Source organism: Roseobacter sp. HKCCD5988 (assembly GCF_037830355.1).
Lineage (GTDB): Bacteria > Pseudomonadota > Alphaproteobacteria > Rhodobacterales > Rhodobacteraceae > M30B80.
In genome coordinates this window covers 57,438-75,907 of sequence record NZ_JBBLYJ010000003.1, presented here as the reverse complement: position 1 = coordinate 75,907, position 18,470 = coordinate 57,438, and the positions used below count along the sequence as shown (strand labels likewise).

Genomic DNA, 18,470 nt, shown 5'->3' with positions numbered 1-18,470 from the left:
TTTACGATGCGTCTTGATGATTTCGATTTTCACCTTCCCGAAACCCTTATTGCGACCCGTCCGGCAAAGCCGCGCTCTTCGGCGCGGCTGCTACATGCGAAAGGCCGGCAGATCACCGATGCGATTGTGCGCGATCTGCCGCAATTCTTGCGCAAGGGGGATCGGTTGATCCTGAACGACACCCGCGTCATTCCCGCCCGTCTGCGTGGCCAAAGGTGGCGCGACAGCGCGCAAGGCCGCGTGAGCGCAAAGATTGAGGTGACCCTTCTCGAGCCACAGGCCGATGGCACATGGTCGGCCCTTGCCAAGCCGATGCGGAAACTGGCCTTGGGCGAGGTGGTGGAGTTCACCCCCGATTTTCACGCCGAGGTGGCAAGCCTTGAAGGGGGGCTGCGTCTGCGCTTCAACCTTGGGGGGGATGATTTTGATGCGGCGTTGAACGCCGCAGGCGCGATGCCCCTGCCGCCCTATATTGAAGCCAAGCGCCCCTCCGATGCCCAAGATCGGGAAGATTACCAAACCATTTGGGCCAAGCGCCAAGGGGCGGTGGCCGCCCCAACCGCAAGCCTGCATTTTGACGAGGGGCTGATGGCAGATTTACGCGCCCATGGGGTGAGGTTCAGCTTTGTCACCTTGCACGTTGGCGCAGGCACGTTTCTGCCCGTGACGGTGGAAGATGTCACCACCCATAAAATGCATGCCGAATGGGGCGAGGTTTCGCAAAGCGCGGCGGATGAAATCAACGCCACCCGCGCCGCAGGCGGGCGGATTATCCCCGTGGGCACAACAGCATTGCGTTTGATTGAAACTGCGGCAAGCGAAACTGGCGAGATGCGCCCCTTTGAGGGGGATACCGATATTTTCATCTACCCCGGGTATCGCTTTAAAATCACCGATGGGTTGATAACCAATTTCCACTTGCCCAAATCGACCCTGATGATGTTGGTGTCGGCCCTGATGGGGGCAGATCAAATTCGGACGATCTATGACCATGCAATCACGCAGAACTATCGTTTTTTCTCCTATGGGGATGCTTCGCTATTAATCGGGTCGCAGACGTGACAGGATAAGGCGTGAACGCGGCATTACTTTGGTGCCGTGCAGCGTAAGGATCGCGCATGTTATTGGTGTTGCGGAATTCATGGGCCTTGCTTTTGGGTATCATGCTTCTGATGGTCGGGAATGGCCTTCAGGGCACGCTTTTGGGTGTGCGCGGCGAAATTGAGGGTTTTTCAACCTTTGAGATGTCCGTGGTGATGTCTGCCTATTTTGCGGGGTTTCTGATCGGTTCGCGTATGGGGTCAGAAATGATCCGCCGCGTGGGCCATATCCGCACCTTTGCTGCGCTGGGCTCGGTCATATCGGCGGTGCTGATCCTTTATCCTGTGCTTACGGATCCCATTGCATGGACAGTATTGCGCCTGATTATTGGGGCCTGTTTTGCAGCCGTCTATGTCACGGCGGAATCTTGGTTGAACAATGCCGCAACCAATGAAACCCGTGGTCAAACGCTATCAGTCTATTTGGTGGTGCAGATGGTCGGCATTGTTGCCGCGCAAATGCTGCTGAACCTTGGGGATCCGTCCGACTATTTCCTCTTTGTGGTGCTGTCGGTTCTGGTTTCGCTAAGTTTCGCGCCGATTTTGCTGTCGGTCACCCCAACGCCGGCATTTGAAACCGCCAAGCCGATGAGCCTGATGGAGGTCTTGAAAATCTCGCCACTGGGTGTGATTGGCACATTCCTTATGGGCGGTGTCTATTCGGCCATGTTCGGCATGGCGGCCGTTTTCGCCACGCAGGCAGGGCTGCCAATTGCGCAATTGTCCATTTTTGTATCGGCCTTTTATGTGGGCGGTTTGGTTTTGCAATTCCCCATTGGATGGATTTCTGATCGGATGGATCGCCGTCTGTTGATCATGATCTTGGCGGCCATTTGTGGCGCAGCGGGCCTGTTGGGTGCGCTCAGTTCTGGCATCTTTTCGATCTTGGTGATTTCGGCCTTCTTCATAGGCGGCATGGCCAACCCGCTTTATGCGTTGTTGATTGCCTATGTGAACGACTTTCTTGAGGTTGAACAAATGCCCGCAGCAGGGGGGCGTCTGTTGTTTGTGAACGGGGTCGGGGCGATTTTCGGCCCGATTGTCGTGGGCGGCATGATGCAGGCCATTGGCCCCTTGGGGTATTTCTATTTCATCGGCGGCTTGGTTACGGTTTTGGCGCTTTATGCGGCCTATCGTATGACGGTGCGCCCTGCACCCACAGTGGAAGATACGGGCAGCTATGCGCCTGTTTTGCCCTCAGCTTCGCCCGTTGTGGTGGGCTTGGCGCAAGAGGTTTTCGCAGATGCGGTCTCCGATGATGGCGATGACGCGCAAGGAACGCTTCCTCCTGCTGCGTGATCGTGGCAGTCTCTCTTTGACAATGGTCTAAAGGGGGAAGATCGGATGGCAGAACCACTGGCGCAAGAGATCACAGAGTTCTGGATCGGGGCAGGGCCCGAGGCGTGGTATCGCCGCGATGATGATTTTGACTCTGAAATTCGCGCCCGTTTTGGCACGGCATGGCAGGGGGCGGCAGCAGGCGCGATGGATCATTGGATCAATGCCGCGCTGACTGCCTTGGCGCTGATGATCCTGCTGGATCAATTCCCGCGCAATATGTTTCGCGCCGACCCGCGGGCTTTTGCCACTGATGCAAAGGTTTTGGGATTGGCCAAGGACGCGCTAGAAATGGGCCATGATCTGAGCATCCCAGAGCCTGAACGTCAGTTTTTCTACCTGCCCTTCATGCATTCCGAGGATTTGGCAGATCAAACCCGCGCGATTGAGTTGATCGAAACGCGGATGCCGCAGACGGGGCAGGGCAATGTGATCCATGCCCGCGCCCATGCTGAAATTATCCGCCGATTTGGCCGTTTTCCCTATCGAAACGCGGATTTGGGGCGGGATATGACCGCAGAAGAACAGGCGTTTCTAGGCGCTGGCGGTTATGGTTCTGTGCTGCGCAGTCTGCAGGAATCTTAGATAGATTGCAGCGCGATCAGAGATGGTTTAGAGATAGTTTAACGTTGAACAATTCCGAATCCCGCCGCCCCTGCGTGGCCCGAATTGCAGGAGAACTGCCATGTCCAACCAAGATTTCGATGTAATCGTCATCGGTGCAGGCCCCGGGGGCTATGTGGCCGCGATCCGCGCCAGCCAATTGGGGCTGAAAGTTGCGATTGTCGAGCGGGAACATATGGGCGGGATTTGTCTCAATTGGGGCTGTATCCCAACCAAGGCCATGCTGCGCTCGTCCGAAGTTTTCCACTTGATGCACCGCGCTAAGGAATTCGGTCTGTCTGCGGATGGGATTTCCTATGATTTGGATGCGGTCGTGAAACGCTCGCGCAATGTGGCCAAACAGCTGAATTCGGGCGTGGGCCATTTGATGAAGAAGAACAAGGTCACAGTCGTGATGGGCGCGGCCACAATTCCCGCGAAAGGCAAGGTCGAGGTGAAGGCGGAGGATGGCGTGAAAACCCTGACCGCCAAACATATCATTCTGGCCACAGGCGCCCGTGCCCGCGAACTGCCGGGCCTAGAGGCGGATGGCAAGCGCGTATGGGCCTATAAATCGGCACTGACCCCGCCGCATATGCCTAAGAAATTGCTTGTCATTGGGTCTGGCGCGATTGGGATTGAATTTGCAAGTTTCTACAACACGCTAGGCGCTGAGACGACAGTTGTTGAGGTGATGGATCGCATCCTGCCCGTGGAAGATGCCGAGATTTCCGCCTTTGCCAAAAAGGCCTTTGAAAAGCAGGGGATGAAAATTCTGCAAAAGGCCGTGGTCAAGAAACTGGATCGCGCGGCTGATAAGGTCACAGCGCATATCGAAATGGGCGGCAAGGTTGAGACGCAAGAATTCGACACAGTCATTTCTGCCGTTGGTATTGTCGGCAATGTTGAGGGCTTGGGCCTAGAGGGGCTTGGGGTCAAAATAGACCGCACCCATGTTGTGACGGATGAATATTGCCGCACGGGCGTGGACGGGCTTTACGCGATTGGCGATGTTGCAGGCGCGCCGTGGCTTGCGCATAAGGCTAGCCATGAAGGCGTGATGGTCGCCGAGATGATTGCAGGGCGCAAGGTTCACGCGGTGATACCTGAAAGCATTGCAGGCTGCACCTATTGCCACCCGCAAATCGCCTCGGTCGGTTTGACCGAAGAAAAGGCAAAAGCCGCAGGCTATGCCGTAAAAGTGGGCCGCTTCCCCTTTATTGGCAATGGCAAGGCCATCGCCTTGGGCGAGCCTGAAGGGCTGATCAAAACCGTGTTTGATGCCAAAACGGGCGAGCTTTTGGGCGCGCATATGGTGGGCGCGGAAGTGACCGAACTGATCCAAGGCTATGTGGTGGGGCGCAAGCTGGAAACCACTGAAGAAGACCTGATGGAGACCGTTTTTCCGCATCCAACCTTGTCAGAGATGATGCATGAGGCGGTTCTTGATGCCTATGGGCGGGCGATCCATATCTAGAGGGCCGGCGTCTCAGGTGTCTGGGTTATTGGGGCAGGGGCAACCTTGCCCCTTTTGCTGTTCTAGCGCCATGCTTGACAGGTTTGCGCGTTTCGGTTTTGTTCTCGCCATCCTGCCCCTTGCTTTGTGGCACTGGCGCAGGCACAGGATCGCCCTAGCTTGTGGCACATCAATATAGGATCGGGCGGTCAGATGGCGGAATTAAAGAAAATCGAAGTGCGCGGCGCACGCGAGCATAATTTGAAGAATATCGATGTCGATATTCCCCGCGACCAACTGACCGTGATCACGGGCCTATCGGGATCAGGAAAATCGTCACTGGCCTTTGACACGATCTATGCCGAAGGGCAGCGCCGCTATGTCGAAAGCCTCAGCGCCTATGCGCGGCAATTCCTTGACATGATGCAAAAGCCCGACATGGATCACATCTCGGGGCTGTCGCCCGCGATTTCCATTGAGCAGAAAACCACTTCGAAAAACCCGCGCTCGACCGTGGGAACCGTGACCGAAATTTACGATTATATGCGCTTGTTGTTTGCGCGCGTGGGCACGCCTTATAGCCCCGCAACAGGTCTGCCCATTGAGGCGCAGCAGGTTCAGGACATGGTCGACCGCATTATGGGCATGGAGGAGGGAACCCGCGCCTATCTCTTGGCCCCGATTGTGCGCGACCGCAAAGGCGAATATCGCAAAGAAATGCTGGAGCTGCGCAAGCAGGGGTTTCAAAGGGTCAAGGTAGATGGGGCGTTTTACGAATTAGAAACCCCGCCAAGCTTGGACAAGAAATTTCGCCACGATATTGACGTTGTGGTGGATCGCATTGTGGTGCGTGCGGGCAGTGAAACGCGTCTGGCCGATAGTTTGCGCACGGCGCTTGATCTGGCCGATGGGATTGCCATTCTGGAGACTGCACCACAGGACGGCGATCCCGAGCGGATTACGTTTTCTGAGAATTTCGCCTGTCCTGTTTCGGGCTTTACCATTCCCGAAATTGAGCCGCGCTTGTTCTCTTTCAACGCGCCCTTTGGGGCGTGCCCGTCTTGTGATGGGTTGGGGCATGAGCTGTTTTTTGATGAACGGCTGATGGTGCCTGATGTCACGCTTAGCCTTGCCGATGGGGCCATTGCGCCATGGCGCAAGGGGAAATCACCCTATTTCCTGCAAACCATCGAAGCGATCGCCCGCCACTACGGCTTTGATCCTAAGGCGCAATGGAAAGACCTGCCTCAGGCGGTGCAAGATGTGGTCTTGCGTGGCTCTGGCGAGGAAGAAATCGCCTTTAGGTATGACGAGGGCGGGCGGGTTTATCAGGTTTCCCGCGTGTTTGAGGGGGTGATCCCCAATATGGAACGCCGCTATCGCGAAACCGATAGCGCGTGGATCCGCGAAGAATTTGAACGCTATCAGAACAATCGCCCCTGTGGTGCTTGTGGGGGGCACCGCCTGCGGGCTGAGGCATTAGCGGTGAAAATCGGCGGCCTTCATGTGGGCGAGGTGGTGCAAATGTCCATCCGTCAGGCCTATGATTGGATCGACACTGTGCCAGCGGCCTTGAGTGCGCAAAAAAATGAAATCGCCCGCGCGATCCTGAAAGAGATCCGCGAACGCCTCGGGTTTTTGAACAATGTGGGGTTGGATTACCTGACGCTGTCACGCAATGCAGGCACCTTGTCAGGTGGTGAAAGCCAACGCATCCGTTTGGCCAGCCAGATCGGCTCGGGCCTCACGGGGGTGCTTTATGTTCTTGATGAACCTTCAATTGGTTTGCATCAGCGCGACAATTCCCGCCTTCTGGATACGCTAAAAAACCTGCGCGATCAGGGCAATACCGTCATCGTTGTTGAGCATGACGAGGAAGCCATTCGCGAGGCGGATTACGTTCTGGATATTGGCCCAGGTGCAGGGGTGCATGGCGGCCAAGTTGTGGCCTCTGGCACGCCGCGTGAGATTATGGAAAACCCCGCCTCAATCACGGGGCAATATCTGTCGGGCAGCCGCGAGATTGCTGTGCCCCAAGAGCGGCGCAAGGGCAAAAAGGGCGGCAAGTCCGTTACCGTGGTCAATGCGACAGGCAACAACCTGCAGGGGGTGACAGTGGATTTCCCGCTCGGGAAATTTGTCTGCGTCACGGGTGTTTCGGGGGGGGGCAAATCCACCCTGACGATTGAAACCCTGTTCAAAACATCCTCAGCGCGGCTGAATGGGGCGCGCCAGACACCTGCGCCTTGCGAGACGATCAAAGGGCTAGAGCATCTTGATAAGGTGATCGATATTGACCAACGCCCAATTGGGCGCACGCCCCGCTCGAACCCTGCGACCTATACAGGCGCCTTTACCCCAATCCGTGATTGGTTTGCAGGCCTGCCCGAGGCCAAGGCGCGCGGCTACAAGCCTGGGAGGTTCAGCTTTAACGTCAAAGGCGGTCGCTGCGAGGCCTGCCAAGGCGATGGGGTCATCAAGATCGAGATGCATTTCTTGCCCGATGTTTATGTGGAATGTGAAACCTGCAAAGGAAAGCGCTATAACCGCGAAACCCTTGAGGTGACGTTCAAAGGTAAAAGCATTGCCGATGTATTGGACATGACTGTCGAAGACGCGCAGGAGTTTTTCAAAGCGGTGCCATCCATTCGCGAGAAGATGGACGCGCTGATGCGCGTGGGGCTCGGCTATATCAAGGTGGGCCAGCAAGCGACCACCTTGTCGGGTGGCGAGGCGCAGCGTGTGAAACTGTCCAAGGAATTGAGCAAACGCGCCACGGGCCGAACCCTCTATATTCTGGATGAACCCACCACGGGCCTGCATTTCGAAGATGTGCGCAAATTGTTGGAAGTGCTGCATGAATTGGTTGATCAGGGCAACTCAGTTGTAGTGATTGAGCATAATCTTGATGTGATCAAAACAGCCGATTGGCTGATCGACATTGGCCCCGAAGGCGGTGATGGCGGGGGGCAGGTCGTGGCGACAGGCACGCCCGAGGATGTCGCGGGCGTTGCCGCATCGCATACGGGACGTTATTTGGCCCCGATGCTGCCCGCGGCCCGCGTTACGGCTGCGCAATAGATTTGCCCCCTCACGCAAATTTTTTCCCGTTCGGCGCTGATTGCGTCTAAGCTTGGCGTGACGGATGAAGCATAAATAGGGGTTGACCAATGTTGGCACGTATGTCCTTTGCCTTGTCACTGGGGCTGTTTGCGGCAAGCAGCCCTGCCTTTGCGCAGGATTTTTGTGGGGGAATGGGGGCCATGGGTCTTTGGGCCAATGGCACCGAGGCCGCCTCTGACCTCAGCCAATCAAGCACGGCCTTTGATCTGACGGGTCTTGGCCTGTCTGCGGGCAATCAGGCGGTCGGGCTGTTCACATTATCGCAATCTGCAAATCTGCGCGTTGAGGCGGTGGGGCAGGGTGGGGTTGATCCCGTTTTAGACCTCTATGACGAAACGGGCCGTTTGATCTTGAATGATGACGATAGCGGCGGAAACCTTGCTGCGCGCGGTGAGATCAACTTGGCGACGGGGCGCTATTGCGTTGCGGTGCGCGATTTTAGTGGAACCGCTGGCGCGGTTGACCTGCGTATTGGCCTCAGTGATCGCGATCTTGCGCTGACGATGGGTTTGGATGCAGGAACAGGCAGCTTTGCAGGGGTTACGCCCTGCACGGCGGATACGCCCGCCACGGTTTTGGGGGCGGGGGCCTTGAGCCAAGCTGAGCTGAGCGCAGGTATCAGCCAAACAGGCAGCGTGGCAAGCACGCCCTATTATCGCTTTGGCCTTTCGGCCCCAACGGCGGTGACCATTCAAGCCGAAAACAGTGCGGCTGATCCCTATATCTATCTCTATGGGCCAGATGGGCGGCTCTTGGCGGAAAATGACGACCATATGGGTCTTGATAGCCAGATTGACATGGCTGACCCGCTGCCTGCAGGCAGCTATTGTATCGCGATGCGCGCCTTGTCAGATCAAAACACGCCAGTGACAGTGACCTTGCGCGATTACGACCCAATGCGTGCCATGCAGCAGATGTATGAGGCGCTAGAGGCCAGCCCCCCTATCGGTGGCAGCTATCCTATCACGGATTTGGGCGCAATTTCAGGGCAGTTCGTGCGCGATGTCAGCGTATCAGGCATGGCGCAATGGTTCCTCGTGTCTATGCCAGAGGATGGGCTTTTGCTGATTGATGCGGTTGGCATGGGCAATTCTGACCCAATTCTGGCCCTTTACGATCCAGTGGGCCGTGAGCTTGCTTATAATGACGATAGCGGGTCTGGATATGACAGCCAAATCGCGCAGCCTCTTGGCGGGGGCAGCTATTTGGTGGGCTTGCGGCAATATGATAACAGCGCAGGCATGGTGCGTCTGGTGATCCAGCGCTTTGTGGCGGCCAATTAAACGCCTTCAGGCCCCGTCTGATGCGGCCAAGGCCGTGATGATGGGGCCAAAATCCTGCGCCTTCAGAGAGGCCCCCCCCACCAAAGCGCCATCGACATTTTCCAATGCGAAAATCTCGGCGGCATTGGTTGGCTTGACTGACCCGCCATAGAGCAGCGGCACGCTTTTTGCGGCATCCGCGCCGTAGCGGGCAGCCAGATTAGCGCGCATGGCATCATGGATTTCGGCAATATCACCCAGTTCAGGAACAAGCCCTGTGCCAATCGCCCAAATCGGTTCATAGGCTATTACAAACGCGCCTCCATCGGGGAGTGAGGCGTCAAGTTGTGCTTCAACAACCGCGCGGGCATGGCCCGCGCGCCGTTCTGCCTCGCTTTCACCAAAGCAGATAATGGGGGTCAGCCCCGCCGCCAATGCCGCTTCTGCCTGCGCGCGCACTTGGGCGTTGGTTTCGCCGTGATCAGCGCGCCGCTCGGAATGGCCCACAATCACATAATCCGCCCCTGCGTCCTTCAGCATGGGTGCGGAAATATCGCCCGTATGCGCCCCTGCCGTTGCGGTATGGCAATATTGCCCCCCGAGCGCGATGGCGCTGTCGCGGCACTGTGCGGCAAGGGCACCCAGCAAGGTCGCGGGCGGACAGATCAAAATATCGACTGGCTGCGGTGCAGGGAATGCCGCAATCAGGCTTTGCACTTCGGCCATATTCGCCAAAAGCCCGTTCATCTTCCAATTTCCTGCGGCAAGTTTTCTGCGCATCGCGCTCTCCTCTTTATCTTTGGTTTTATGGGTGGCAAGGATGCAGCCAAGGGTCAAGCCAATATGGGGTAAGAATCGTGATGATACCGCGAATTGATTTTCAGAAAATGATCGCAGGTGATGCCGAGACCCTCGAGACTATCGCTTATGGCGCTCGTGACGTTGGGTTTTTGACGCTTCAGAATACGCCGATTTCGGGCGAGGCGGTTCAAGAGTTAATCGCGCTCTATCGCCGTTTTTTCAAAATGGATGATGCGGCCAAAGCGGCCGTGGATATGGCGCGCACAGGGGCCAATCGCGGGTGGGGTGCCTCCAAATCCGAACAGGTCGATCCCAAGGCAAACCCTGATTACAAACAAGTGTTCGACTGTGGCTTGCCGGTGCCCGATGGCGATCCAATGGCGCATTTGCCTGTTTATGCGCCAAATCTTTGGCCCGAAGCCCCTGAAGGTTTTCAAGAAACAGTCGAGCAGTATTTTGCGCAAGCGCGTGCTGTGTCCTTGGCCCTGCTTGCGGCGATTGCACGGGCAATTGGCAAGGACGGGGATTATTTTGCCGATAAATTCGACCGCCCCATGGCGCTGTTGCGGGCAAATTTCTATCCACCCCGTCCAGATTGGGCGGGTGAAAAGGATTTCGGCATCGCGGCCCATACCGATTATGGCTGCCTCACCCTTTTGGCCACGGATGGGCAGGCGGGCCTTGAGGTGGAGATGCTGGATGGTTCATGGCTGCCTGTCGCGGTTGAGCCGGGTGTCTTTGTCATCAATTTTGGCGAAATGCTCGAGATGTGGAGCGAGGGCGGGGTGAAGGCCACATTGCACCGCGTCACAGGCGGTGCAGAGGAGCGCATTTCCATCCCGCTGTTTTTCAACCCTAATTATGATGCCAATGTCGCACCCGCAGGATCAGATCAGGTGATCCGTGCAGGCGATCACCTCAGCCGCCGCTACGCAGAAACCTATCTGCATATGAAAACCGCCTAAGCGGCCATCAGCGCGGCAAGGATTTCTGCGCGGCTTTCCTCAATCTCTTGCGGGGTTTTGGTGGTTGAGTAGCCGCTTGTTGTCGTGCCCCATAACTGTCTGCAAAACGGGTGCTCGGGGCCCTCATAGCGCCATCCGCGGAAATGTTCCGGCACGAACATATAGGCGGGATACACATAAAGGCCCCGCGCCAAATCCCGATGCCGCTTGAAAAACTGCCGCAACCTAAAATTTCCTGATCCTTTCCATGGCTTTGGCAAAGTGGCTGGATCTGATTGTGACAGTTCTTCGATCAAAGCGGCGAGAATTGGATGGCCCTTGGGGCTGCCCAGAATGGGGCAAAGCAGGCCCTTTTTGCGCGGCATTCCGTGGGTATCGCATACTTCATTTTCCACCTCACGGAAGGTGAACGGGCCTTGATGGTGAAGAAGGTCATGGACGGGGCGCAGGCGGATGGAATCCGTTTCAGGAATGATCCCGCCAAATTCATAGAGAATTTCATAGCGCATCAAATCTGATACGCCCGCATATTCTCCTTGCCGAAAATATTCAGTGATCTGCGCATGGCATTTGAATTTGCGTCCCGTCAAAAACTGATTGTCATATAGGGTATAGTCCCAGTCAGGGTGCATATCGCGCCAAGTTTTCATCCACTGAAGCGGTGGATCAAGCGGGCCAATCCAGATTTGCCCAAGCCGTTTGTCGACCGTTTGCGAAGCAGACATCAGAGGCCTTTCATCTCTCAGTGACCCATTTTATCGCGTCATGGATTATTCGGGCGCGGCTGTGATTTTATTATCCTTGTGGTGAAACAGATAATCAGTGCGGCCAAACCGACACGCCAGTTCATATCCGATTTCCTTCAAAGCCTCGGTCGCAGGGGCCACTTCGCCAAAGCGGGGGATCAATTCGATCCACATCGGAGGTTTGAACCTGTCCAAGGTTTTATGCGCCCCCGCAATCACCTCAAGGGCCATGCCTTCGACATCAATTTTGATGAAATCAATCGTCTTGAGTTTGGCTTTGGCGCAATAGAAATCCAGTGACTGCACCTCAAATGTTCCGCCGTCAGACAGTTCAAATCGGGTTGCACCGTAATTATTGGGATCAAACCGCGTGATTTGCATTTTCGCGGCCGCGCGTCCAAGGCCCATTAACTCAAAGCGCATACCGCTGAGATTGTTTTCTTGAACATTGCGTTCGAAAATACGCTGGCAATGGGGTTGAGGATTAAAGGCGATGACCTTTGTGGCCTTCATCACTTTTGCAAAAAATAGGCTGTGATTTCCGATATTGCAGCCAATATCCAGAACCGTGCCGCCCGCGGGGATCAGTTTGTCATGATACACACCCGTCAGATGGTTCATTTCGAAAAAGCTGCCTGTGGTGGCGATCAGGCCTTGGATCACATCTTGGGCCACATCAGGCAAATACATTCGGATCGTCTCGCCAAAGGCGTTGAATGTGAAAATGCCCTCTGCATCCAACAGCGCCTTGCGCCCCTGCGCCGCAATTTGCGCATTGAGCGAAATCAAGCCGTCGATTTTTTCGACAGCGCCTCAAATTCTTCTGATTGCACGGATCAACCCCTTGTGCCCGTCCCAAGTTTAGCGGGTTCACTATAGGGGGCAGAAATTGCGCTTGGCAAGCGATGCGGTGCGTCAGCCCTCGCGTTCTGCGTTGAGTTCTGAGACATCCTTGAACTTGATCGATTCACCACAACCACAGGCATCGGCCACATTGGGGTTGTTGAATTTGAACCCTGCCTCAAGAAGCGAGGTTTGATAATCGATCTCTGTGCCAAAGAGGAACATTTGCGCCATGGGCGCAATCATCACGCGCGCGCCTTCGACCTCGACTACCTCGTCATGGGGGTCAATCTCCGCGGCGTAATCCATCGTATATTCCATGCCCGCGCAGCCGCCCTTTTTCACCCCGATGCGCAGCCCCTGATGCCCGTCACGCGTCATCAGTTTCTTGATCTGCCCAATCGCAGCGGGGGTAAGGGTTACGGCCGCTTTTCCTGGAATGCCGAACATCTTACATGAACCCTAGCTCAAGACGGGCTTCATCGCTCATCATATCCATGCCCCATGGGGGGTCCCATGTCAGCTTGACATCGACCTGCTTGATCCCTTCGAGCGGCTCGATTGCATCTGCCACCCATCCAGGCATCTCGCCCGCAACCGGACAGCCCGGTGCGGTTAGGGTCATGATCACCTCGACTGCATTCTCAGCATCGATATTGATCGTGTAAACCAAGCCCAGATCATAAATATTCACTGGAATTTCAGGGTCATAAACAGTGCGGCAGGCTTCGACCACCGTGTCGTAAAGCGGGTGGTCCGTGCTAGAGGGCGCAATCAAAGGCGCCCCTTCAAGCGTTTCTTGCGGCATCGGATCGGGAGTGCTGGTCATCTTGGGCCATATCCTTTGCGGGACGAATTCCTGACTAAACATATAAGGAAAGGGTGGGCCAAGGGCAAGGGTAAGTCACGCTCATCACCGCGGCGTGCAGCTTGTCGCGGCTTGCGGTGATGGCGGCGCTGCCATTCAGGCAATAGACGCCAAGCGTTTCAAATTGCCGCAAAATCGCCGCACCATAGGCTGTAATTGAGGGGCCGATGCGGGGGATAACGGCATCATATTTTGGCAATTCTTGCCCGTCACAATAAACCGCAGGCGTCATGGCATTGAGCGCCATGTAACAACGGGTTGTGTTGATCACTTCAACGACATGGCCGCGCGCCTCGCCCTCGGCCTGCAATTTTTGTGTAGTATAGTTTTGTTCGCGGCTCAGAACGGCAATGCGCAGCGCGCGTTTGGGCGCGGTCTCTTTGACCGCAGCGGTGTGATAAACCTCGTAACTGCGATGCGGTTGACAGAAACTTTCTGAGGGGGTGATGATCCAATCTGTCCCAATTGCCTGCCGCCCCAGAAGCATCCGATAGCTCATATTGGCGCGATCCGTCAGCGTGATTTCAATTTCTTGCCGCAACGGGCCGATTTCGAGCGGGCTGAGGATCACATAGCGTGCCTCTGTATCACCATTGGAACTGGTCACTTCGCGGCGGTCATGGATGGTTGCAGAACAGGCAATCGCCAAATCGGGGCGGGCAGGAATTGGATTGATCAAAAACCGCACTTTCGGCTTAGTGGCAGGGCCAAAGAGTTCGATATCAAAGGCGTGCAGCGCCGAGGTGCGCGCGCCTGTATCCACCTTAGCCTTCAGTGCAGGCAGCCCCAATTGCGGCAAGCCAACCCATTCTTCCCAACCAAGTTTCAAGACTTGATCCATGCGATACCCCATCTGGTGAAATCATTCTCGGGCCTTGGCATTGGCGCAGAATCGCCTATGAACAGAGGCCCAATCTGAGCGAGGCTTTATCCTGTGCCCAAAGAGTTTGCATTTGAATTATTACACCAAGATGGCAAGGCGCGCCGTGGCGTGATTTCTACCCCACGGGGGCAAATTCGAACGCCCGCCTTCATGCCTGTAGGCACGGCTGCAACGGTCAAGGCAATGATGCCCGAAAGTGTTGCGGCCACAGGTGCGGATATTCTTTTGGGCAACACCTATCACCTTATGCTGCGCCCGACCGCTGAACGGGTTGCGCGTTTCGGGGGTCTGCACAAATTCATGAATTGGCAGAAGCCAATCCTGACCGATAGCGGCGGGTTTCAAGTGATGAGCCTGTCAGATCTGCGCAAGCTGACGGAGGAAGGGGTTGCGTTCCGCTCGCATGTGGATGGGTCAAAACATATGCTGACGCCCGAGCGCAGTATGGAAATTCAGGCGCTGCTGGGGTCGGATATTGTCATGTGTTTCGATGAATGCCCCGCTTTGCCTGCGGATCGAGATCGCATTGCAGCCTCGATGGAGTTGTCCATGCGATGGGCTGCGCGCTCGAAAGCGGCGTTTGGCGAGAGGCCGGGCCATGCGCTTTTCGGGATCATGCAGGGCGGGCTAGAGCGCGATTTGCGACAGGCAAGCGCTGAGGCGCTTCGTGATATTGGCTTTGACGGTTATGCGGTCGGTGGTCTCGCCGTTGGCGAGGGGCAGGCGGCCATGTTTGATTGCCTCGATTACGCCCCTGATTTCTTGCCCCAAGATCGTCCCCGTTATCTGATGGGGGTGGGCAAGCCCGATGATATTGTAGGGGCTGTGGCGCGTGGGATTGATATGATGGATTGCGTGCTGCCTTCGCGCTCGGGGCGCACGGGGCAAGCATGGACGCGGCGGGGGCAGGTGAATATCAAAAATGCCCGCCACCAAGATGATCCGCGCCCCTTGGATGAAAATTGCACCTGTCCCGCCTGTCGCAATTATTCGCGCGGCTATCTGCATCATGTGTTCCGCGCGGGCGAGATTATTTCTTCGATGCTGCTGACATGGCATAATTTGCATTACTACCAAGAACTTATGGAAGGGATGCGCGGGGCCATCGAGGCGGGGCAATTCGCCCAGTTTGAGGCGGGCTTCCACGCCGCCCGTGCTGAGGGCGATATCGAGCCGATCTAACCCTGATTTTCGGCTTGTCACTGCCCGCGCCCTAGTGCAGCATTGCATGAAATGCAGCCGCAAGACGCGTCAAGATTGGCAGGGGCGCAATATGGCACGCAGATTGAAGGCGCGGCCCTGATGCGTGAACCATAGATTAACTTCCCCGCTTGAAATGCGTCTCAAGGCTGCCCAAATGTAGCTGCTCCATGAGGAGAGAGCCAAATGATTGCCAAAGATGGGATCGCGCGCTCTCTTGCCACGAAGAAAAGGAAGGCATAATGCCAGAAATTCACGAAACCTATCCAGTTCTGCCGCTGCGCGACATTGTCGTGTTTCCCCATATGATTGTGCCGCTCTTTGTGGGGCGCGAAAAATCGGTGCGCGCGCTGGAAGAGGTGATGCAGGATGATCGCCAGATCCTGCTGTCCAGTCAAATTGATCCGGCCATTGATGACCCTGAACCAGAAGGAATTTATTCGGTGGGTGTCTTGGCCTCGGTTCTGCAATTGCTGAAATTGCCCGATGGCACAGTCAAAGTATTGGTCGAAGGAAAATCCCGCGTCAAAATTAAGAAATTCACCAAAACGGACGAGTTTTTCGAGGCAGAGGCCGCGCCGCTTGAAGAAAAATTGGGCGATGAGGCGGCAACAACGGCCTTGTTGCGGTCGGTCGCAGACGAGTTCGAGCGCTATGCGAAGATCAAGAAAAACATCCCCGAAGATGCGCTGACCTCGGTTTCCGAAACCCAAGCGCCGCAAAAATTGGCCGATCTGGTCGCAGGGCATCTCGGCGTTGATGTCGCGCAAAAGCAAGATTTGCTTGAAACGATTGACGTCTCTGAGCGCCTTGAAAAGGTCTATGGTCTGATGCAGGGTGAAATGTCCGTGCTGCAGGTTGAGAAAAAGATTAAAACCCGCGTGAAGTCGCAGATGGAGCGCACGCAGCGCGAATATTATCTGAACGAACAGATGAAGGCCATTCAGCGCGAGTTGGGGGATGGCGAAGACGGCGCCAATGAGGTGGCCGAGCTAGAAGAAAAAATCGCCGCAACCAAACTGTCAAAAGAGGCGCGCGACAAGGCCGATGCAGAGCTGAAGAAGCTGAAAAATATGTCGCCCATGTCTGCCGAGGCGACTGTGGTGCGCAATTATCTTGATTGGATCGTCTCACTGCCTTGGGGCGTGAAAAGCCGTGTGAAAAAGAACCTCACCCGCGCCGAAGAGGTTTTGGATGCGGATCATTACGGGCTTGAAAAGGTCAAAGAGCGCATTGTCGAATATCTTGCGGTGCAGGCGCGTTCGGCCAAGGTGAAGGGGCCTATCCTTTGTCTTGTGGGCCCTCCGGGTGTTGGGAAGACCTCGCTTGGGAAATCGGTGGCGAAGGCCACGGGGCGCGAGTTTATTCGCATCAGTCTGGGCGGTGTGCGGGACGAGTCTGAAATTCGGGGCCATCGCCGCACCTATATCGGGTCGATGCCTGGCAAGATCATTCAGGCGATGAAAAAGGCGAAAACCACCAATCCGCTGATCTTGCTCGATGAGATCGACAAGATGGGTCAAGATTTCCGTGGGGATCCTGCCAGTGCGATGTTGGAGGTTCTCGACCCCGAACAGAACGCCACATTTGTGGATCACTATTTGGAAGTTGAATATGATCTCTCGAACGTGATGTTCCTGACCACGGCGAACAGCTATAATATGCCTGCGCCGCTGTTGGATCGCATGGAGATCATTTCGCTTTCGGGCTACACCGAAGATGAAAAGTTAGAAATTGCGACACGGCATCTGCTTCCTAAGCAAGTGAAAAACCACAATCTCAAGGCGCGGGAATTCGCGGTCGAGCCCGAGGCGCTGACCGATGTGATCCGCTATTACACCCGTGAGGCGGGTGTGCGGAACCTAGAGCGCGAGGTCGCGAAACTGGCCCGCAAGGTCCTGACCGCAATCCTCAAGGGCGGCGAGAAATCTGTCACAGTCACCCGTGAGCGCCTTGAAGAGATGCTTGGCGTGCGCCGCTACCGCTTTGGTCTGGCGGAATCGGATGATCAAATTGGCGTTGTCACAGGGCTGGCTTGGACAAGTGTGGGCGGTGATCTGCTGTCGATTGAGGCGCTGCGCCTGCCGGGCAAGGGGCGCATGAAAACCACGGGTAAGCTTGGCGATGTGATGAAGGAATCCATCGATGCGGCCAGTTCCTATGTGCGTTCTATCGCGCCCAAAATTGGCGTGCAGCCCCCGAAACTGGACGGGTGGGATATACATGTCCACGTTCCAGAAGGGGCGACCCCGAAAGATGGCCCCAGTGCAGGGATTGCGATGGTGACGTCTATCGTTTCGGTTCTGACCCAAACGCCCGTGCGCCGTGATATTGCTATGACGGGCGAGGTGACGCTGCGCGGCAATGTCTTGGCCATCGGTGGCCTTAAGGAGAAGTTGTTGGCCGCGTTGCGGGGTGGGATCAAAACAGTGCTGATCCCGCAGGAAAATGAAAAAGACCTGCCCGAAATCCCTGACAATGTGAAAGAGGGATTGGAAATTATCCCCGTATCCCACGTCAGCGAGGTTCTCGCAAAGGCCTTGACCCGTCAGCCCGAACCGATTGATTGGGATGAGGAGGCAGAGGCCGCCGCCGCACAGCGTGCGCTTGAGGCCGCAAAAGACAGCAGTGCCACAACCCATTAATGTGGCACATTCCGCGAAACGCCCCCGTCATATTCGTGGCGGGGGTTTTCTTTTTCGGGTGCTGCAAAATAAAAACATATATTTTTCATGTATAATATGTCCTGATGCCATGTGGCTTTGATAGGATTGGCCAAATGGGGGCACATGTGGCAACAAAATCACCAAAATCCACTACGGATAAGGCGGCATCTAAACCAAAACCGGCGGTGGCCTCGGTCGCGGCGGTGATCGCACCCAAATCAAAGGCGGCCGTAAAAGCAACAGCAAAACCGTCTGACAAGCCCGCGCTCAAGGCCGTGACCGCCCCCAAATTTGAGAGCAAACCCAAGGCGAAGATTGAGGCGCTGAAGCGCCGCACCCTGCTTGAGGCGGTTGCGATGCGCGTGGGTGTCAAACGCACAGATGCGCGCGAAGTCATGGATGCGGTTCTGGTCGAGATGGCCGAAGCCCTAGATCAAGGGCGCGACCTGATCCTGCCGCCATTTGGCAAGGTCATGTTGCGCAAAGATAAGGATGGTCAGGATGGGCGCCCGATGGTGGCGCGGATAAAGCTGATCGAGGCTGATAAACGCGGTGCAAGCGCCGAGGAAACCGACCAAGACTAAACCCTTGCGCAGTGGGGCGCGGCTGAATAGAA

At 55.9% G+C, this 18,470-nt stretch carries 15 protein-coding genes and 1 pseudogene; 10 read left to right on the top strand and 6 right to left on the bottom strand.

What is annotated here, in order from left to right:
* Positions 1-6: 6 nt before the first annotated feature.
* The 6 genes from queA to AAC636_RS11745 all read left to right on the top strand — a co-directional run bounded on the left by queA (position 7) and on the right by AAC636_RS11745 (position 8,903).
* On the top strand, positions 7-1,062 hold the full coding sequence (gene queA / locus AAC636_RS11770; RefSeq protein WP_340301639.1) for a tRNA preQ1(34) S-adenosylmethionine ribosyltransferase-isomerase QueA: 1,056 nt from the start codon (positions 7-9) through the stop codon (positions 1,060-1,062).
* 56 nt (positions 1,063-1,118) lie between these two features.
* Positions 1,119-2,399, top strand: a complete 1,281-nt coding sequence (locus AAC636_RS11765) for an MFS transporter (RefSeq protein ID WP_340301638.1) — start codon at positions 1,119-1,121, stop codon at positions 2,397-2,399.
* Between the two features lie 45 nt (positions 2,400-2,444).
* Positions 2,445-3,023, top strand: coding sequence for a DUF924 family protein (locus AAC636_RS11760; protein ID WP_340301637.1), 579 nt, complete (start codon positions 2,445-2,447; stop codon positions 3,021-3,023).
* Positions 3,024-3,123: 100 nt separating this feature from the next.
* Complete coding sequence (gene lpdA / locus AAC636_RS11755; protein WP_340301636.1) at positions 3,124-4,518, top strand: dihydrolipoyl dehydrogenase; 1,395 nt, start codon at positions 3,124-3,126, stop codon at positions 4,516-4,518.
* A gap of 192 nt (positions 4,519-4,710) precedes the next feature.
* Complete coding sequence (uvrA, locus tag AAC636_RS11750) at positions 4,711-7,578, top strand: excinuclease ABC subunit UvrA (protein ID WP_340301635.1); 2,868 nt, start codon at positions 4,711-4,713, stop codon at positions 7,576-7,578.
* 89 nt (positions 7,579-7,667) lie between these two features.
* Complete coding sequence (locus AAC636_RS11745; RefSeq protein WP_340301634.1) at positions 7,668-8,903, top strand: DVUA0089 family protein; 1,236 nt, start codon at positions 7,668-7,670, stop codon at positions 8,901-8,903.
* A gap of 6 nt (positions 8,904-8,909) precedes the next feature.
* On the opposite strand, the gene tpiA is transcribed toward AAC636_RS11745, so the two are convergent.
* Positions 8,910-9,662 (bottom strand): triose-phosphate isomerase, encoded by a 753-nt coding sequence (gene tpiA / locus AAC636_RS11740; RefSeq protein ID WP_340301633.1) that lies wholly within the window; start codon positions 9,660-9,662, stop codon positions 8,910-8,912.
* A gap of 80 nt (positions 9,663-9,742) precedes the next feature.
* Here tpiA and AAC636_RS11735 point away from each other — a divergent pair, with 80 nt between their 5' ends.
* Positions 9,743-10,648 carry an isopenicillin N synthase family dioxygenase gene (locus AAC636_RS11735; protein ID WP_340301734.1) on the top strand — a complete coding sequence of 302 codons (906 nt, stop codon included), beginning with the start codon at positions 9,743-9,745 and terminating at the stop codon, positions 10,646-10,648.
* Here AAC636_RS11735 and AAC636_RS11730 read toward each other — a convergent pair.
* From AAC636_RS11730 to AAC636_RS11710, 5 genes and pseudogenes are all read right to left on the bottom strand, one after another.
* Positions 10,645-11,373 carry a glycosyltransferase family 32 protein gene (locus AAC636_RS11730; RefSeq protein ID WP_340301632.1) on the bottom strand — a complete coding sequence of 243 codons (729 nt, stop codon included), beginning with the start codon at positions 11,371-11,373 and terminating at the stop codon, positions 10,645-10,647. The two genes, AAC636_RS11735 and AAC636_RS11730, sit on opposite strands and share 4 nt — an antisense overlap.
* Positions 11,374-11,418: 45 nt before the next feature.
* Positions 11,419-12,183: an FkbM family methyltransferase gene (locus tag AAC636_RS11725; protein WP_340301631.1), complete on the bottom strand. Its 765-nt coding sequence runs from the start codon at positions 12,181-12,183 to the stop codon at positions 11,419-11,421.
* Between the two features lie 126 nt (positions 12,184-12,309).
* Positions 12,310-12,687, bottom strand: a complete 378-nt coding sequence (locus AAC636_RS11720; RefSeq protein ID WP_317654984.1) for a HesB/IscA family protein — start codon at positions 12,685-12,687, stop codon at positions 12,310-12,312.
* A gap of 1 nt (position 12,688) precedes the next feature.
* Entirely contained in the window at positions 12,689-13,066 is a 378-nt protein-coding gene (locus AAC636_RS11715; protein WP_340301630.1) for an SUF system Fe-S cluster assembly protein, read from the bottom strand.
* A 55-nt stretch (positions 13,067-13,121) separates the two neighbouring features.
* Positions 13,122-13,946: pseudogene (locus AAC636_RS11710) on the bottom strand (putative ATP-dependent zinc protease); the annotation flags it as partial.
* Between the two features lie 93 nt (positions 13,947-14,039).
* Between AAC636_RS11710 and tgt the strand changes: the two are divergent.
* From tgt to AAC636_RS11695, 3 genes are all read left to right on the top strand, one after another.
* Positions 14,040-15,170, top strand: coding sequence for a tRNA guanosine(34) transglycosylase Tgt (tgt, locus tag AAC636_RS11705; RefSeq protein ID WP_340301629.1), 1,131 nt, complete (start codon positions 14,040-14,042; stop codon positions 15,168-15,170).
* Between the two features lie 257 nt (positions 15,171-15,427).
* Entirely contained in the window at positions 15,428-17,833 is a 2,406-nt protein-coding gene (lon, locus tag AAC636_RS11700) for an endopeptidase La (protein ID WP_340301733.1), read from the top strand.
* 146 nt (positions 17,834-17,979) lie between these two features.
* Positions 17,980-18,438 (top strand): HU family DNA-binding protein, encoded by a 459-nt coding sequence (locus AAC636_RS11695; RefSeq protein WP_340301628.1) that lies wholly within the window; start codon positions 17,980-17,982, stop codon positions 18,436-18,438.
* Positions 18,439-18,470: the final 32 nt, after the last annotated feature.

What these genes read in the sequence shown, in the direction of transcription:
- queA (WP_340301639.1), top strand. Translation starts at nt 7, where the DNA reads ATGCGTCTTGATGATTTCGATTTTCACCTTCCCGAAACCCTTATTGCG.
- AAC636_RS11765 (WP_340301638.1), top strand. Translation starts at nt 1,119, where the DNA reads ATGTTATTGGTGTTGCGGAATTCATGGGCCTTGCTTTTGGGTATCATG.
- AAC636_RS11760 (WP_340301637.1), top strand. Translation starts at nt 2,445, where the DNA reads ATGGCAGAACCACTGGCGCAAGAGATCACAGAGTTCTGGATCGGGGCA.
- lpdA (WP_340301636.1), top strand. Translation starts at nt 3,124, where the DNA reads ATGTCCAACCAAGATTTCGATGTAATCGTCATCGGTGCAGGCCCCGGG.
- uvrA (WP_340301635.1), top strand. Translation starts at nt 4,711, where the DNA reads ATGGCGGAATTAAAGAAAATCGAAGTGCGCGGCGCACGCGAGCATAAT.
- AAC636_RS11745 (WP_340301634.1), top strand. Translation starts at nt 7,668, where the DNA reads ATGTTGGCACGTATGTCCTTTGCCTTGTCACTGGGGCTGTTTGCGGCA.
- tpiA (WP_340301633.1), bottom strand. Translation starts at nt 9,662, where the DNA reads ATGCGCAGAAAACTTGCCGCAGGAAATTGGAAGATGAACGGGCTTTTG.
- AAC636_RS11735 (WP_340301734.1), top strand. Translation starts at nt 9,743, where the DNA reads ATGATACCGCGAATTGATTTTCAGAAAATGATCGCAGGTGATGCCGAG.
- AAC636_RS11730 (WP_340301632.1), bottom strand. Translation starts at nt 11,373, where the DNA reads ATGTCTGCTTCGCAAACGGTCGACAAACGGCTTGGGCAAATCTGGATT.
- AAC636_RS11720 (WP_317654984.1), bottom strand. Translation starts at nt 12,687, where the DNA reads ATGTTCGGCATTCCAGGAAAAGCGGCCGTAACCCTTACCCCCGCTGCG.
- AAC636_RS11715 (WP_340301630.1), bottom strand. Translation starts at nt 13,066, where the DNA reads ATGACCAGCACTCCCGATCCGATGCCGCAAGAAACGCTTGAAGGGGCG.